At 75.2% G+C, this 15,207-nt stretch carries 13 protein-coding genes; 4 read left to right on the top strand and 9 right to left on the bottom strand.

The features are described 5' to 3' along the window. Positions 1-3: 3 nt before the first annotated feature. On the bottom strand, positions 4-657 hold the full coding sequence (locus ACZ6ZI_RS33135; protein WP_469527159.1) for an HD domain-containing protein: 654 nt from the start codon (positions 655-657) through the stop codon (positions 4-6). A 34-nt stretch (positions 658-691) separates the two neighbouring features. Next, entirely contained in the window at positions 692-1,321 is a 630-nt protein-coding gene (locus tag ACZ6ZI_RS33130; RefSeq protein WP_469527157.1) for a TetR/AcrR family transcriptional regulator, read from the bottom strand. Positions 1,322-1,444: 123 nt separating this feature from the next. Between ACZ6ZI_RS33130 and ACZ6ZI_RS33125 the strand changes: the two genes are divergently transcribed. Both ACZ6ZI_RS33125 and ACZ6ZI_RS33120 read left to right on the top strand, forming a co-directional pair. Continuing rightward, complete coding sequence (locus ACZ6ZI_RS33125) at positions 1,445-2,896, top strand: amidase (RefSeq protein ID WP_469527154.1); 1,452 nt, start codon at positions 1,445-1,447, stop codon at positions 2,894-2,896. Between the two features lie 107 nt (positions 2,897-3,003). After that, positions 3,004-3,573, top strand: coding sequence for a hypothetical protein (locus ACZ6ZI_RS33120; protein WP_469527152.1), 570 nt, complete (start codon positions 3,004-3,006; stop codon positions 3,571-3,573). Positions 3,574-3,709: 136 nt separating this feature from the next. Here the strand turns inward: ACZ6ZI_RS33120 and ACZ6ZI_RS33115 are convergent, their stop codons facing one another. The 3 genes from ACZ6ZI_RS33115 to ACZ6ZI_RS33105 form a co-directional block, all read right to left on the bottom strand. Continuing rightward, the gene (locus tag ACZ6ZI_RS33115; protein ID WP_363058257.1) at positions 3,710-3,901 is read right to left on the bottom strand and encodes a DUF1059 domain-containing protein; all 192 of its coding nucleotides are present in this window, start codon (positions 3,899-3,901) and stop codon (positions 3,710-3,712) included. 222 nt (positions 3,902-4,123) lie between these two features. Beyond that, positions 4,124-5,200, bottom strand: a complete 1,077-nt coding sequence (locus ACZ6ZI_RS33110) for a hypothetical protein (RefSeq protein WP_469527150.1) — start codon at positions 5,198-5,200, stop codon at positions 4,124-4,126. A gap of 118 nt (positions 5,201-5,318) precedes the next feature. After that, the gene (locus ACZ6ZI_RS33105; RefSeq protein ID WP_469527148.1) at positions 5,319-7,049 is read right to left on the bottom strand and encodes a serine/threonine-protein kinase; all 1,731 of its coding nucleotides are present in this window, start codon (positions 7,047-7,049) and stop codon (positions 5,319-5,321) included. Between the two features lie 222 nt (positions 7,050-7,271). Here ACZ6ZI_RS33105 and ACZ6ZI_RS33100 point away from each other — a divergent pair, with 222 nt between their 5' ends. Together ACZ6ZI_RS33100 and ACZ6ZI_RS33095 are read left to right on the top strand one after the other, a co-directional pair. Beyond that, positions 7,272-7,670, top strand: a complete 399-nt coding sequence (locus ACZ6ZI_RS33100; protein WP_469527146.1) for a DUF3052 family protein — start codon at positions 7,272-7,274, stop codon at positions 7,668-7,670. A gap of 275 nt (positions 7,671-7,945) precedes the next feature. Further along, positions 7,946-9,154, top strand: coding sequence for a serine hydrolase domain-containing protein (locus tag ACZ6ZI_RS33095; protein WP_469527143.1), 1,209 nt, complete (start codon positions 7,946-7,948; stop codon positions 9,152-9,154). 101 nt (positions 9,155-9,255) lie between these two features. Here ACZ6ZI_RS33095 and ACZ6ZI_RS33090 read toward each other — a convergent pair whose 3' ends face one another. Genes ACZ6ZI_RS33090 through ACZ6ZI_RS33075 form a run of 4 tightly spaced genes read right to left on the bottom strand, consistent with a single transcriptional unit; the run spans position 9,256 to position 15,193 of the window. Beyond that, on the bottom strand, positions 9,256-10,251 hold the full coding sequence (locus ACZ6ZI_RS33090; protein WP_469527140.1) for an ABC transporter substrate-binding protein: 996 nt from the start codon (positions 10,249-10,251) through the stop codon (positions 9,256-9,258). Position 10,252: 1 nt separating this feature from the next. After that, positions 10,253-12,325: an ABC transporter permease subunit gene (locus ACZ6ZI_RS33085; protein ID WP_469527138.1), complete on the bottom strand. Its 2,073-nt coding sequence runs from the start codon at positions 12,323-12,325 to the stop codon at positions 10,253-10,255. Positions 12,326-12,377: 52 nt separating this feature from the next. Next, the gene (locus ACZ6ZI_RS33080) at positions 12,378-13,514 is read right to left on the bottom strand and encodes a quaternary amine ABC transporter ATP-binding protein (protein ID WP_469527136.1); all 1,137 of its coding nucleotides are present in this window, start codon (positions 13,512-13,514) and stop codon (positions 12,378-12,380) included. Then, positions 13,511-15,193: a GMC family oxidoreductase gene (locus ACZ6ZI_RS33075; protein WP_469527134.1), complete on the bottom strand. Its 1,683-nt coding sequence runs from the start codon at positions 15,191-15,193 to the stop codon at positions 13,511-13,513. Before ACZ6ZI_RS33075 ends, ACZ6ZI_RS33080 begins: the two co-directional genes overlap by 4 nt. Between the last annotated feature and the right edge of the window lie 14 nt (positions 15,194-15,207).

Genomic DNA, 15,207 nt, shown 5'->3' with positions numbered 1-15,207 from the left:
CGCTCAGACACCGTCCGCGGGGCGCGCCCCCCGGTGGACGACGAGCGGGTGCGGGTCCGCGAGGACGCGTTCCGCGAGACCGCCGCGCACGGCGGCGGCGGCCGAACTCCCGGGCTTGCGGGCGGCCTGGTCCCGGAAGCAGGCCAGGAACTCCCGCGCGAGGCCCTCGCGCGGGTGACGGGCCAGGACCTCCGCGCGGAAGGCGTCGGTGAAGTCCTCCGCGTTGCGCCCCGAGATGTCCACGCCGGTCGCCCGCTCCAGCAGGTGGCCCTCCGGGTCCAGGTCCACGTCGACCGCGTCCCACATGTGCCGCACGATGACCTCGGAGAGCCTGCGGCGGCGCTCCGCCGGCCAGCCCGCGCCGGCGGCGAACACCCAGGCCACGTGCCCGCCCGCCTCGTCGAAGGCCACGGTGTGGCTGTCGAACTCCGGGGTCAGACCGAGGTCGTGGAGCAGCGCGGCCACGTACAGCAGCTCGGCGTCGTAGGCGATGCCCCGGGCGTCGGCGTACGCGCAGGCCCACACGTAGGACCGTACGGAGTGGTTGAGGAGGGCCGGGGTGCAGTAGGCGGTGGCCACTTCGAGCGCGGCGGCGCAGGCGGCCGTGTCGGGTGCGGCGGGGACGGTCGGCGCCTCGCCGGAAGGAGGGAAGGTCATGGGGCGAGTATGCCGACCGCCCCGTCCGTCGTGATCACCGGGCGTCCGGCGGCCCTTGCGCGCCCACCGCGCGGTCCAGGGCCGCCGAGACCGCGGTCACGAGCCGCTCGCCCGCGCGGTCGACGCTGCCGTTCTGCGCGCTGATCTGGGCACCCTCCAGGAGGAAGGTGAGCTCGGCCGAGACCTCGTCGGGCGCGTGGGCACCGGCCCGCTCGCACATGGCCGTGAGGCGTCCGCGCTGGGCGGCCTTGTGGTTCTCGATCAGCCGCCGGGCCGGATGGCCGGGGTCGCCCAGGCCCGCGACGGAGTTGACGAAGGGGCAGCCCCTGCGGGTGATGTCCGGCAGCCCGTCGGCGACGAAGCGCGCCACGGCGAGCACCTGGGCCCGGCCGTCGTCCGGGTGTTCGACCTCGATCCGGTCGAAGGCGCTCACGTAGCCCGCCGCGACGATCCGCAGCCACTCCTCGATGAGGGCGTCCTTGGTGGCGAAGTGCCGGTAGAGGGCCATCTTCGTGGTCCGCGCCCGCTCGGCGATGGCCTGGACGCCGACGGCCCTGACGCCCTCGCTCAGGAAGAGCTCCTCGGCCGCGTCGAGGATGCGCTCGCGCGGGGGGAGCCGGGCGACCCGAGAATCCCGGCCCGGCCTCGGGGGGCTGCTCGTCATCGTGGGCCTCGCTTCGTTCGGGGTGGCGGGGGCGCCTCTGCCGATCATGCTACGTTACCGACCACCCCCAAGCGATACCGATCGGTATCGCACGGGACCGATCGGGAACGCAGGTGGAGCGCCGTGGAACCACACGAATACGCCCAGTACGACGCCGTGGGGCTGGCCGGACTCCTCGCCCGGGGCGAGGTGACGACGGCGGAGGTCGTCGGTGCGGCCGAGGCCGCACTGGCCGCCGTGAATCCGCGGATCAACGCCGTCGTGGAGAGCTGGCCCGCCGAGGACGACCCGGTCCCGGGCAGCACCCCCCTCGCGGGCGTGCCGTTCCTCATCAAGGACCTGGCCGTCACCATGCGGGGCAAACGCGTCGAGTGGGGCAGCCGACTCGCCGCCGGCAACGTGGCGCGGGAGGACTCCTTCCTGATGCGGCGGTTCCGCCGCGCCGGGCTGGTGACGATCGGCCGCACCGCCACGCCCGAGTTCGCCTACAGCACCACCACCGAGCCGCTCCTGTACGGGGCCACGCGCAACCCCTGGGACCCCTCCCGGACGGCGGGCGGCTCCAGCGGCGGATCGGCCGCTGCCGTCGCCGCCGGCGTCACCCCCCTCGCGCACGCCACCGACGCGGCCGGATCGATACGGGTACCGGCCGCCTCCACCGGACTGTTCGGGCTCAAGCCCACCCGCGGGCGGGTCTCCCTGGGGCCGGACGCCGACGAGGTGTTCAACGGACTCGCGGTGCACGGCGGGCTCAGCCGCACCGTGCGGGACAGCGCCGCCCTGCTCGACCTGATCCAGGGCCCGGAGACCGGCGATCCCTACTTCGCGGAGCGCCCCCGCCGTCCGTACACCGAGGAGATCACCCGTGAACCCGGCAGGCTGCGCGTCGGCCTGCTCACCACCCCCTGGAACGGGCGCGCCGTGGATCCGGCCGTGACCGGGGCCGCCCTCGCCGCCGCCCGGCTCCTGGAGTCCCTCGGCCACCGGGTGGAGGTGACCGACCTCGATCTCGGGGTCGGCTGGGAGGAGTTCGTCACCGCCAACGCCCGTTTGTGGTCCGCGAACCTGGCGACGTGGATCGACGGCCTCGCCGCGGCCCTCGGCCGGCCCGTGGACGAGTCCACCGTCGAGCCCGAGATGCTCGCGAGCCGCGCGTGGGGGCTGAAGGTGAGCGGCACCGAGTTCGTGCACGCCCTCGACGTGCGCAACCGCGTCGCCCGCGCGATCGGCGCCCACTTCACGACCCGGGACCTGGTGCTGACCCCCACCCTCCCCGAGCCGCCGTTGCCGCTCGGCTCCTACGGCCACGGCGCGGAGGGCGCCGACGGGCGGGCCTGGGCGGAGCACCTCTTCCACCGCTCGCCGTTCACCGCCGCCTTCAACGTGGCCGGCACGCCCGCGATGTCGGTTCCCCTCGCGTGCGACGCGGGCACCGGCCTGCCGATCGGTGTCCAGTTCGCAGCCGGCTACGGCCGCGAGGACCTGCTGTTCCGGCTCGCCGCCCAACTGGAGGAGGCCGCGCCCTGGGCGGGGCGCCGGCCCCCCGTGTGGGCGGGGGCGGCCCGGTCCGCGTGATGCCCGCCGCCGGTCCGACCCCCGTGCGGGGCGGCCCGGTGGGTGCGGGAGGATACGGCGTCGGGTGCGGGGCGACGGAACCCGCCGAGAGCGGTGGAGGGGTGGCCGTGGGGCATACGAGCGCCTATCCGGTCTACCGGAGTTCGGGCGGGGACGTGGCGGCGGTGCTCGACGTGGCCGTCGCGCTGGTCGGGTGCGGGGAGCTCCGCGAGGGGGCGACCGTCGACCTGGACGCGGAGCTGCTCGGGGTCGAGGACGTCGTCACCGCACGGGAGGCGTTCCCCCGGGGCCTGTTCGTCGGGGGCGGCGAGTTCCTGCGCGGGCACGCCCTGCCCGACGACGAGGCGCTGCTGACCCGTCTCCTGCCGATGATGCTGTCCGTCGTGGAACCGGTGGAGGGCGACCTCCTCGACCGGGCTCCCCGCGTACTGCGCCGGGCGGCGTGGGCGCAGGTCACGTGGATGGCGCTGGACTGGCCGGCGGAGCCGGGGTGCGACCTCCCCCCGGAATGCTCGGACACCGGGGTCCAGGCCTGCTTCTCCGGTGACGCCGCCCACGGTCCCGCTCCGGGCGACACCGTGTACGTCCACGTCCGGCCCCACGACCAGCGCCGCGCCCGCCTGCTCGCCCGCCGGATCGGGCACCGCGTCGTCGGACCGCCGGAGTACGGCTGGTAGGTCGTGTCCTGCGGACCAGGTCGGATCACACCGCGCGCCCGACCCGATCCGGAGGAAACGGCCGGGCCCCGGCCGCGCGGTGCGCGCGTCCGGGACCCGGCCGTTCAGGCGCTCAGGCGCTCAGGCGTTCAGGCGTTCAGGCGTTCAGGGGCGCCTCCGCCTTGAGCATGCCGCGCAGCGCCTCGCGGAACTCCCCGGTGTCCGCCTCACCGTGTACGGCCACGGCGTGCTGGACGGCGGCCTCCATGACCTCGTCCTCCTCGCCCGTGAGCGTCAGGGTGCACCCGATCTCGCTGGGGTACTCCCTGCAGTCCATGACCTTGCGCATGACGTGCCTCCCGGTGTCGCGAAGGCTGCCGGCGTCACCGCCGGGCGGCGCCCGGTGGGCGGGCGGGGGCAGGGCCTACGGGTTCACCCCCCACGATCCTCCGTTCTCCGCCGGGACGGAAGCCGGCGGCCCCGCGCCGTGCGTCGGCGGCGGTCGGTTCCCGGCCGCGTCACCCGCAGGGACGCGACCAGGCCGCGCCCCGCGAGAGGGCCGGCCGACCCGTCACCCGGTGGACCTGGTGCCGTCGAAGGAGTACGGCAGGTTCGACTCGGCCGCCACGGACACCGCGCCCGAGGCGCCGGCGGAAACCTTGAGCACGGTCAGGCTCATGATCCGCTGGGTGTGCGAGGCCCACGGGATGCCGGTCGTGCCGGCCCAGCCGCTGCTCGTGAAGGTCGTCGGCCGTCCCGGGGCCGACTCGGTGTACACCTTGCTGACGGCGGTGCAGGCCACCAGCGCGCCGCCGTCCTCGGTGCGCCAGACGGGACCGTGCGGGGCGCGGTTCACGTCGATCCCGAAGTCGATCCTGCCGCCCTTGCCCAGGCCCTTGCGCAGGCCCGCCAGGCCCTCCGCGGCGGCCGTCTTCCGCTCGGTGACGTCCTCGGCCCACTTCACGCCGCCCGCACCGGCGTCGGTGTGCAGGTAGTCGCCGTACCGGCCGCAGACCCCGGCCGGGTCGGCGGCCAGTGCGGCGGTGTCACCGCCGGTGACCGCCCGCCCGTCGGGCCCGACCGCGACTTCGGGCAGGGCCGTCGCCTCGGGAGCGCGGGCGACGAGGGTGGCCCGCCAGGGCTCGCCCTGCTTCGACTGGTGGAAGAGCGACCAGCGCAGCACGGGCTTCTTCGCGGCGTCGCCGACGGTGTAGCCCTGGACCTCGTGGGCGCCGAGGATCCACCGTTCGCCGCCGTCCTCGCCGCCGCTGGTCCACGTGTGCACCGCGGGGTCCGTCCTGGGGGCGTCGGCGGGCCTGGCCTCCCGGTCGGTTCCGTACTTCCGGCTCGTCTCGACGACGGCGAGCTGCTGTTCCAGCAGCGGGCCCGCGGTGTGCGCCTTCCAGTACTCGGCGTCGAAGTTGTCCGCCTCGACCTTCAGCGTGAGGTCCTTGACGACGGCCCGCGCCTCCTCCGCGGAGAGCGGGGGCGCCTTGACCGGGGCGGGCACGGGCGCGGCGGAGGTCGCCGGGCCCGCGGAGGGCTTCGCCTTCGCGTCGGCGGCCCCCTCGGCGTCGGCGCCGGCGCAACCGGCCGTGGCGGTGAGTGCGAGCAGGACGGCCAAGGCCGCCGCGGCGGAGTGCTTCATCGGAGATCCCCCCAGGGAAACGGTGTCGGAGGAACCTGATGATGCACGATGCCTCCGGCACCCCCGCGGCCGCCCTCCCCACCCCGTGAACTGCGAGAACGCGTCCGGCCGGGTCGACTCAGCAGGCGGGGGACGATCCCTTCTGACCCTTGAGGTCGCGGTTGTAGAGCCACCCGGTGGCGTTCGTTCCCTCCACGCGCACGAACGTCCACTGGTTGCCGTACGAGTTGACGATGTAGCACTGGTACCAGAGCTTGGTGCCGTTCTTGACGAGGGCGCCCTTGGTGCACTGCTGGTAGGGCGCGGCCAGCAGGTGGTGGTCGCCGGAGATGTAGCCGTAGGTCCCCGGCTTCGGGTCTCGGTGCGTCCAGCCCGCGCAGCCCGTCGGTGTGGGGCTCGGACCGCTCGGCGGGGCCGAGGAGCCCTTCGCGGAGGGCGAGGCCGAGGCGGAGGGCTTCTTCGAGGCGGAGGCGGACGGCGCCGGCCGGGACCCGGAGGCGGAGGGCGAGGGCGAGGGCGTCGGGGCGGTCGCGTCCGGTCGTCCGCCCGGCGCCGGGGAGTCCGCGGGTGTCGGCTTCGCCGCCCGCGCCCGCTCCTCGCCGCCGCCCGAGGTCACGGCGTAGGTGACGCCTCCGGCGACGAGTACGGCGACGACCGCGACGGCGATCGCGCCGCGGCGCCGGTGCCGCACCCGGTCCGCGCCCTCGGACGCGGTCCCCGTCGCCGTGAGCGGTCCGCCGGGCGGAGGGCCGTACGGAGTGAACCCGGGCGGGGGCAGGGGGGAGCCGGGGGCGTAGGGCTGCTGCGGAAACGATTCGCCGGCCGGGTCGAACCCGGCCGGGGGCGGGGGCCCGAAGCCGGGCACGGGCGCCGGCGCGGGTGCCGGCACCGGCGCGGCGGCGGGGAGCGGCGACGCGGCCGGGGCCGGCGACGCGGCCGGCGGGGTGGCCGGGGTGGCGGAAGCCGCCGGCGGGGTGACCTCGCCGCCCGCCGCGACCCGCTCCAGCATCGCCCGGGCCCGCTCGGCGGTGGGCCGGTCCTCCGGGGCCTTGGCCATCAGCGCCCGCAGCACCGGGGCGAGCGGCCCCGCGCGGCGGGGTTCGGGCAGCGGGTCGCCGACGATCGCCGACAGCGTCGACCACACGGAGGTCCGGCGGAACGGCGAGGCGCCCTCGACCGCCGCGTACAGGGTCATCCCGAGCGACCAGATGTCCGAGGCCGGGCCGGGTTCCCTGCCCTGGGCCCGCTCGGGCGGCAGGTAGTCCAGCGAGCCGACGAGTTCACCGCTGCGGGTCAGCTTCGCCATCGCCTCGTCGTCGGACGAGGCGATGCTGGCGATGCCGAAGTCGGTGAGCACGACCCGCCCTCCGCGCTCCAGCAGCACGTTGCCCGGCTTCACGTCCCGGTGCAGGACGCCCGCCCGGTGCGCGGCGTCGAGGGCGTCCATCAGCTTGGCGCCGATGGCGGCGGCCTCGTGCGGGTCCAGCGGGCCGCGTTCCGTGACCACCTCGTCGAGCGAGGGCCCGTCGACCAGTTCCATGACGATGACGGGCAGTCCCTGCTCGTGCGTCACGTCGTGGACGGTGACCACGCCGGCGTGCCGGATGCGGGCGGCGGCCTGCGCCTCGCGCTCCATCCGGGAACGCAGATCGGCCAGTTCGGCGGGGCCGGCGTCGGTGTAGGCCCGCAGCACCTTCACGGCGACCTCGCGCGCGAGCAGTTCGTCGACGGCCCGCGCGACCACGCCCATACCGCCCCGGCCCACCACGGAGGTCACCCGGTAGCGTCCGCCGAGCACCTTCCCGACCAGGTCCCCGTCGTTCGCTTCCCCCGCTTGACCCGCTGGCACCACGTGCTCCGTTCCACGACCGATCGTCCGTCTCGACGCTTTGACGGGGCACTAGCGTAGATGCACCGGTCACGGGCGGTTCGCGCGGCCGTCCGTCCGCCCCGGCCGGGCGCCCTCGACCGGCCCGCGCACGCCCCGCTCCGCGACGTCTTACGCACCGGCGGCCGGGCGTCGATGATGGTCGGGCCGGTCGGGCGACCGGTCTCGACGCAGGAGCGTGGAATGACGCCACCGGAGAACGCGGCGGACGGGCTCGGCATCGAACCCGGCATGACCGTCATGGAGTCGGGCCACGACGACGACGTGGACGACGGCGTCCGCGCCGACGTGGTCGCGCGCGCCGGGCGGGGACTCGTCGCGGACGACCACGAGGGTCGGGTGGACGCCGTCCTGATGTGGTGGCGGCTCGGCGACGGCGACCTGGCCGCCGAACTGGGTGACCTGCGCGGGGCGTTGGCGCAGGGCGCGGTGGTGTGGGTCCTCACGGCCCGGGCCCGTCACGTCGGGCACGTACCGCCGTCCGAGATCGCCGACGCGGCGCGGGAGGCCGGGTTGCGGCCCTCACCGCCCGTCGACACGGGCGCCTGGCTCGCCACCGGCTGCCGGCGGACGGACGCGTAGCGCGGCACGGCAGCGCGGCGGCGCGGGCGGCCCGGCGCGGCAACACGGCAGGTGGGCGGCGGCACCGCGTAGGCGGCACCGCGTAGGCGGCACCGCGCGGCGCGCCCGCCGATCCCCGGCGGGCGCGACACGCCCGGTGGGGGTGAACCGCGCGTGCGCCGACCGGACCCGGGTGCGCGCGGCGCGAAGCCGGGGGGCCGGGCGGCTGCTAGGCAGACGGTCCCGGCAGGCGCACCCGCCGGGACCACCGCCCGCCGCCCACCCGGGAGACCTCCGTGCCCACCACCCGCGCCCCCGCCGCCTCCGTACGCCGCCTCCGCTCCGGGCTCTGCGCCGCCCTCGCCGCCGCCGCGCTCGGGGCGCTGCCGCCCCCCGCGCAGGCGGCCGGCGCGGATCCCGACCCCGGCGGGACGGGTACGCATCGGGACGCGCGCCTCCAGCGGCAGCTGGACCGGCTCGTGGCCCAGGAGGACGGGCCTCCCGGGGTGATCGCCGTCCTCACCCGGGACGACCGGACGCGGGTCTACACCGCCGGCGTCGGGGACGTGGCCACCGGTCGCCCGCCGCGCCTCGACGACCACATGCGCGTCGCCAGCATCGCCAAGGCGTACAGCGGCGCCGTCGCGCTCCGGCTCGTCGACCGGGGGGCCCTGTCCCTCGACGACACCATCGGCGAGGTCCTGCCGGCCCAGCCCGCCGCGTGGCACGCGGTGACCCTGCGTCAGCTCCTCCGGCACACCAGCGGCCTGCCCGACTACTCGGCCGACCCCGAGTTCCTGCGGATCCTCCAGGCGGACCCCCGTCACGTCTTCGATCCGCGCGCGCTCCTCGGCTTCGTCGCGGACGACGCCCTGCTGTTCCGGCCCGGCAGCCTGTACGAGTACTCCAACTCGGACAACATCGCCGTCGCGCTGATGGCCGAGGCCGCCACGGGCCGCCGCTACGAGGACCTCCTCAAGGAGCTCGTGTACCGCCCGCTCGGGCTGAGCCGGACCAGCCTGCCCCTGGGTTACCGGCTGCCGCGTCCGTACCTGCACGGCTACGACGTCGTCCCGCCGGCCGAGCCCGAGGACATCAGCGAGGTGCTGGGCGCCTCCGGGGTGTGGGCCTCGGGCGGGATCGTGTCCACTCCCGCGGAGTTGGGAGCGTTCGTCCGCGCCTACGGCGGTCCCGCGCTGCTGACGGAGAAGACCCGCAAGGAGCAGCTGACCTTCCGTCCCGGCGACTCCTCGGAGCCCGCGGGTCCCGGGACGAACTCCGCCGGGCTCGCGATCTTCCGGTACACCACCCGCTGCGGCGTGCTGTACGGCCACACCGGGAACTTCCCCGGCTACACGCAGCTCGCCGCCACCACCCCCGACGGAACCCGTTCCCTGACCTTCTCCATCAACACCCAGACGAGCAAGGGCAACAAGCCCGCCCTGCTCGCCCGGCTCCGCACGGTCCAGGAGGACTTCGCCTGCGCGCTGCTCAAGGACCACTGATCCCCGGCCCCGGCCCCGGTCGTGCCGGGGCCGGTGCCGGGCCGGGCCGGGCCGGGCCGGCGGACCGTGCGCGCCGACCGGGACGCGGGGCCGGCGCCGGTTCACGCGGTCGGCTCGACCCAGGGCTTCCAGACCTCCTCGTTGCGCTCCACCCACCGCTTGGCGGCCTCCCTCGGCGTGAGCTTCTGCTCGGCGATCATCAGCGAGACCTCGTTCTGCTGTTCCTTGGTCCAGTGGAACCTCTTGAGGAAGCCGGCCGCCTCGCCGCCCGCGTCCGCGAAGCGCGTGTTCAGGTATTTGCGCAGCGGCGTGTGCGGGTAGGCGCAGGCCACCTTCTGCGGATCGTCGGCGCAGCCCTCCGTGTACGCGGGGAGCTTGACCTCGGTCATGGGGACGCGCCGGAAGAGCCACTGCGGCTCGTACCAGTAGGTGAGGAAGGGTTTGCGTTCCTTGTCGAACTGCTTGATCTGGGTGATCTGGGCCGCCTCGGAGCCGGCGAAGACCACTTCGAAGTCCAGGCCCAGGTTCTTCACCAGCGCCTTGTCGTTGGTGACGTACGAGGGCGAACCGTCCATGAGCTGACCCCTGCCGCGGCTCTCGGGGGTGCGCAGCAGGTCGGCGTACTTGTCGAGGTTCTTCCAGTCGGTGACGTCGGGGTGGGCCTCGGCGAACCAGGTGGGCACGAACCAGCCGATGTGGCCGGTCACCCCGAGCTCCCCGCCGGGGGTGATGGTCTTCTTGCCCCGGACGTAGCGCTCCTCCTGCTCGGGGTGGCCCCAGTCCTCCAGGATCGCGTCGACGCGGCCCTGGCTGAGGGCGTCCCAGGCGGGGACCTCGTCGACCTGGACGGTGTCCACCCGGTAGCCCAGTTCGTGTTCGAGGAGGTATCCGGCGACGGCGGTGTTCGCCTGGGCGCCGACCCACGACTGGACGGAGAGCGTCACGGTCTTCGCGCCCTGGGCCGCGGCGTACGGGGACGCCTGGCGGGTCATGTCCGCGGCTCCGCAGCCGGTGAGGACGGCGAGCGCCGTGGCGGCGGCGAGGGCGGTGGGGCCCCTGCGGCGGCGCGGGGCGCGCCGTTCGTGGGGTGCGCGCATGTCAGGCCTCCTTCGCGGGCTGGGTGAGGCGGTCGAGGAGCAGGCCGAGGCAGACGATCGCGGCGCCGGCGACCAGGCCGGTGGCGAGGTCTCCCTGGGCGAGGCCGAGGACGACGTCGTAGCCGAGGGCTCCGCCGCCGACGAGGCCGCCGATGATGACGACGGACAGGACGAGGACCACGGCCTGGTTAACGGCCAGCAGCAGCGCGGGCCGGGCGAGGGGCAGTTGGACCTGGCGCAGCAGCTGCGAGCGGGTCGCGCCGAGCGAGCGGGCGGATTCCACGGCGGTCGGGTTCACCTCGCGCAGGCCCTGGGCGGTGATCCGGACGACGGCGGGCAGCGCGTAGACGACGGCGGCCGCGGCGGCGGGTGCGCGGCCCACGCCGAAGAGGGCCACCACGGGGATGAGGTAGACGAACTGCGGCAGGGTCTGGCAGACGTCGAGGACGGGCCGCAGCAGTCGTTCGGCGCGGGCGCTGCGGGCGGCGCCCACGGCGATGGAGAAGCCGAGCACGAGCGTGAGGGCCACGGCGGCCAGCACCTGGGAGAGCGTGTCGAGGGAGGCGTCCCACACCCCGAGCACTCCCACCACGCCGAGGGCGAGTACGGCGGTCAGGGCGGTGCCCCGGGTGCCCGCGCGCAGGGCGAGGGCGAACGCCACGAGCAGCAGCAGCCACCAGGGGGTGGCCTGGAGCGCGCCGCGCAGCGGGTCGAGGATCCAGCCGGTGAAGCGGGCGGCCCAGTCGGCGGTGCCGCCGACGAGGGGTACGCCGGAGTAGAGGTGGTCGGTCATCCAGGCGACGGCCGCGTTCACCGGGTCGGCCGGGGAGACGGTCCAGGACTCGGGCCACAGGGTGGAGCCTGCGATGCGGCCGGCGACGGCGGCGGCCACGGCCGGGAGGAGGGTCAGCAGGCGTCCGTACCAGCCGCAGAACACCCGGCGGATCAGGGAGCGTTCGTTGACGGGCACGGGGTCGCCGATCCGTCGGCCGGCGGCGTCGGCGGTGCGGTCCAGCACGATCGCGAGGAGCACGATGGGGATGCCGGCGGTGAGGGCGGCGCCGACGTCCACGGAGGCGAGGGCCTGGTAGACGCGGTCGCCGAGGCCGCCGGCGCCGATGACGGAGGCGATGACGGCCATGGACAGGCCCGTCATGACGGCCTGGTTGACGCCGAGCAGGAGCTGTCGGCGCGCGAGCGGGAGGCGGGCGGTCAGCAGGCGCTGGCGGCCGGTGGCGCCGAGGGAGGCGGCGGCCTCCAGGACGCCGGCGTCGGCCTCGCGCAGACCGAGGGCGGTCAGGCGGGCCATGGGCGGGGCGGCGTAGACGACGGTGGCGAGGACGGCCGCGGGCACGCCGATGCCGAAGACCAGCACCATCGGCAGCAGGTACGCGAAGGCGGGCAGGATCTGCATGGTGTCGAGTACGGGGCGCAGTGCGCGGTCCGCGCGCGGCGAGAGGCCCGCGGCGAGGCCGAGGAGCGCGCCGAGCACGACGGAGGCGCCGACGGCGACGACCATCAGGGCGAGGGTCTGCATGGTCGGCACCCACATGCCGAGCAGTCCGCAGGCGGCGAAGGCGGCGGCGCAGGTCAGGGCGAGCCGGACCCCGGCGAGGCGCCAGGCGACGAGCGCGGCCAGGGTGGTGACGCCGGTCCAGCCGGCGGCCAGGAGGAGCAGGTAGACGGCGCGGACGGACACCACGACGGCGTTGCTGACGTGGCCGAAGAAGTGGAGGAACAGCGGGTGGCTGTCCCGGTGGTCGATGATCCAGTCGCCGACGCGGTCGAGGGGGCCGGACAGGTCGACGGAGAGGGCCGCGGGCCAGCCGCCGGCGCCCGGGAAGGCCAGGGCGAGGGGGACCAGCAGGGCGGCGGCGACGGCCCACGCCAGGAGGGCGTGCCGGCGGGCGGCGAGGGCGCGGGGGATCCGGGCCGCGCGGGGGCGGTCCTGCGGGGCGGGCGGGGCGGCGCGGGGGCCGCGGTCACCGGCGGGCCGTGCGGAGGTCCGCGCGCCGGGCGGGGACGCCGTGGCGGCGCGCGCGCCGCGTTGTGCGTGGGTCGGGGTCGCGGTCATGCGCGCCACCTCCGGGATTCGGGGACGGGGGACGCGGGGCGGGCCGGGCGGCTCATGCCGCGGCCCCCCGTCCGGCGCCGGCCGGGAGTCCGGCGACGACGGCCAGCAGTGCCGCGTGGTCCACGATGCCGAGGCAGCGGCCGCGGTCGACGACGCGGGCCGGGCCGCCGGTGCGGGCGACGGCCTGGATGGCCTCGACGACGGTGGTGGTGGGGCCCAGCGCGGGCCCCCGTTCGGCCTCGTCGGCGACGGCGGGGCGCATCGCGTTGCGGACGGTGAGGACCTGTTCGCGGGGGACGTCGCGGACGAAGTCCCGTACGTAGTCGTCGGCGGGTGAGCCGACGATCTCCTCGGGCGTGCCGAGCTGGACGACGCGGCCGTCGCGCATCAGCGCGATGCGGTCGCCGAGGCGCAGGGCTTCGGCGAGGTCGTGGGTGATGAAGACCATCGTGCGGCCCTCCTCGTGGTGGAGGCGGGCGACCTCCTCCTGCATCTCGCGGCGGATGAGGGGGTCGAGGGCGCTGAACGGCTCGTCGAAGAGGAGGACCTCGGGGTCGCAGGCCAGGGCGCGGGCGAGGCCCACGCGCTGCTGCTGGCCGCCCGAGAGCTGGCCGGGCCGGCGGTGTTCCAGGCCTTCGAGGCCGACCTTGGCGACGAGTTCGGCGGCCCGGGCGCGGCGGTCGTCGCGTCCCATGCCCTGGATCTCCAGCCCGTAGGCGACGTTGTCGAGGACGGTGCGGTGCGGGAGCAGGCCGAAGTGCTGGAAGACCATGGCCACGCGGTTGCGGCGCAGGGCGCGCAGGCGGGTGGCGTCCATGGCGAGGACGTCCTCGCCGTCGATGCTCAGGCTCCCGACGGTGGGCTCGATGAGGCGGGTGAGGCAGCGGACGAGGGTGGACTTGCCGGAGCCGGACAGGCCCATGACGACGAAGACCTCGCCCTTGCGGACGTCGAAGGTGACGTCGCGGACGGCCGCCGTGCAGCCGGTGCGCTCGCGCAGCTCGGCGGCGGACAGGTCGGCGTCGGCGGATCCGGGGACCTTCGCGGCCGCCTTGGCGGGGCCGAAGACCTTCCAGAGGCCGTTCACGGAGAAGACGGGGGACGCCTCGGACGTGGCCGTGGACGTGGCCGTGGATGCGGCGGCGGCCGTGGTCCCGGCGGGGCGGGGTGCGGCGGGCGGGGTGTTCATCGGGCGCCGCCTTCCCGCACGAGCAGTTCGGCTGCCTTCTCGCCGACCATGAGCACTCCGATCATCGGGTTGACGGCGGGCATCGTCGGGAAGACGGAGGCGTCCGCGATGCGGATGCCCTGGAGCCCGCGGACCCTGAGGTCCGGGCCGACGACGGCCGCGGGGTCGTCGGCCGCTCCCATGCGGCAGGTGCCGGCCGGGTGGTAGACGGTGTGGGCGACGGAGCGGGCGTAGGCGCCGAGTTCCTCGTCGCCGGTGATCTCCGGGCCCGGGCACACCTCGCGGACCAGCCAGTCGGACAGGGGCCGGGTGGCGGCGATCTTCCGGGCGAGCTTGATGCCGTCCACCAGGGTCCGGCCGTCGTAGTCGTCCTCGTCCGTGAAGTAGCGGAAGTCCAGGGCCGGTTTCACCTCGAGGTCCGCACTGGTCAGGTAGAGGCGACCGCGGCTGCGGGGCTTGGGGATGTTGGGGGTCATCGACACGCCGTGCGCGGGGCGTTCGTAGCCGATGCGCTCGGGGTTGTCCGTGAAGGGCACCTGGTAGAAGTGGAACATCAGGTCGGGCCCCGGCGACTTCGGGTCGCGGCGGACGAACAGGCCCGCGTCGCTGTCCATCGCGGAGTTCTCCGGTATCGGGCCGTCGGTCTCCCAGACGATCACCGACTCGGGGTGGTCGAGCAGGTTCTCCCCCACCCCGGGCAGGTCGTGCACCGGGGGGATGCCGAGGGCCTCCAGGTCCGCGCGCGGGCCGATGCCCGAGTGGAGCAGCAGGCGCGGGGTGTCGACGGCGCCGGCGCAGACGAGCACCTCGCGGCGGGCGGTGATCAGGCGCTCCGTGCCGTCGGCGGCGCGTACGTGGACCCCGCGCGCGCGGGTTCCGTCGAGTTCCAGGCGGTAGGCCCAGGTCTCCAGGAGGATGTCGAGGTTGGGCCGTTCGTCCATGACGGGGTGCAGGTAGGCCACCGAGGCGGAGGAGCGCTTGTTGGTCTCGGGGTGGTAGGCGAGGTCGAAGAAGCCGACGCCCTCGTGGAAGGGCGCGCGGTTGAATCCCTCGACGCGCGGGACGTCAAGGGCGCGCCGCGCGGCGTCGACGAAGTCGCGCGCGACGGCGTTCCGGTCCTTCTCGTCGACCGGGACGATGTGGTTGAGGAGCCGGTCGAAGTACGGGTCCATGGCCCTCGCGTGCCAGCCCTCGGCTCCGGCGGCCTCCCACTCGTCCCAGTCGGACGGGAGCGGTTTGAAGGCGATGAGGGTGTTGTGCGAGGAGCAGCCTCCGAGGACACGGGCGCGGCTGTGGCGGATGTGGGAGTTGCCGCGGGGCTGTTCGGTGGTGGGGTAGTCGTAGTCGAGTTCGCCGCCGAGCAGGCCCATCCAGCGGCGCAGGGTGAGCACTTCGGGGCGGTCGACGTCGCTGGGGCCGCCCTCGATGACGGCGACGGTGACGTCCGGGTCCTCGGTCAGGCGGGAGGCGATCACCGATCCGGCGGTGCCGCCGCCGACGACGACGTAGTCGTACTCCGGCCCGGCGGGCGGCCGGACGATGCTCGCGGGGGTGGTCACGCGGACGCCCAGGGGGATGTTCGCGGGCGTGTCCGTGGGGGTGTCCGTGGGGGTGTCCGTGGGGATGTCCGTGGGCACGTTCGCCCGAGGGCCCGCCGGGTTGTTCGTGGGGGTGGTCATGCCGGTGCTCCTCT

This window comes from Streptomyces sp. NPDC103540, assembly GCF_055584445.1.
Note: the sequence above shows the minus strand (reverse complement) of the source record. Positions and strands in the feature narration are given on the sequence as shown.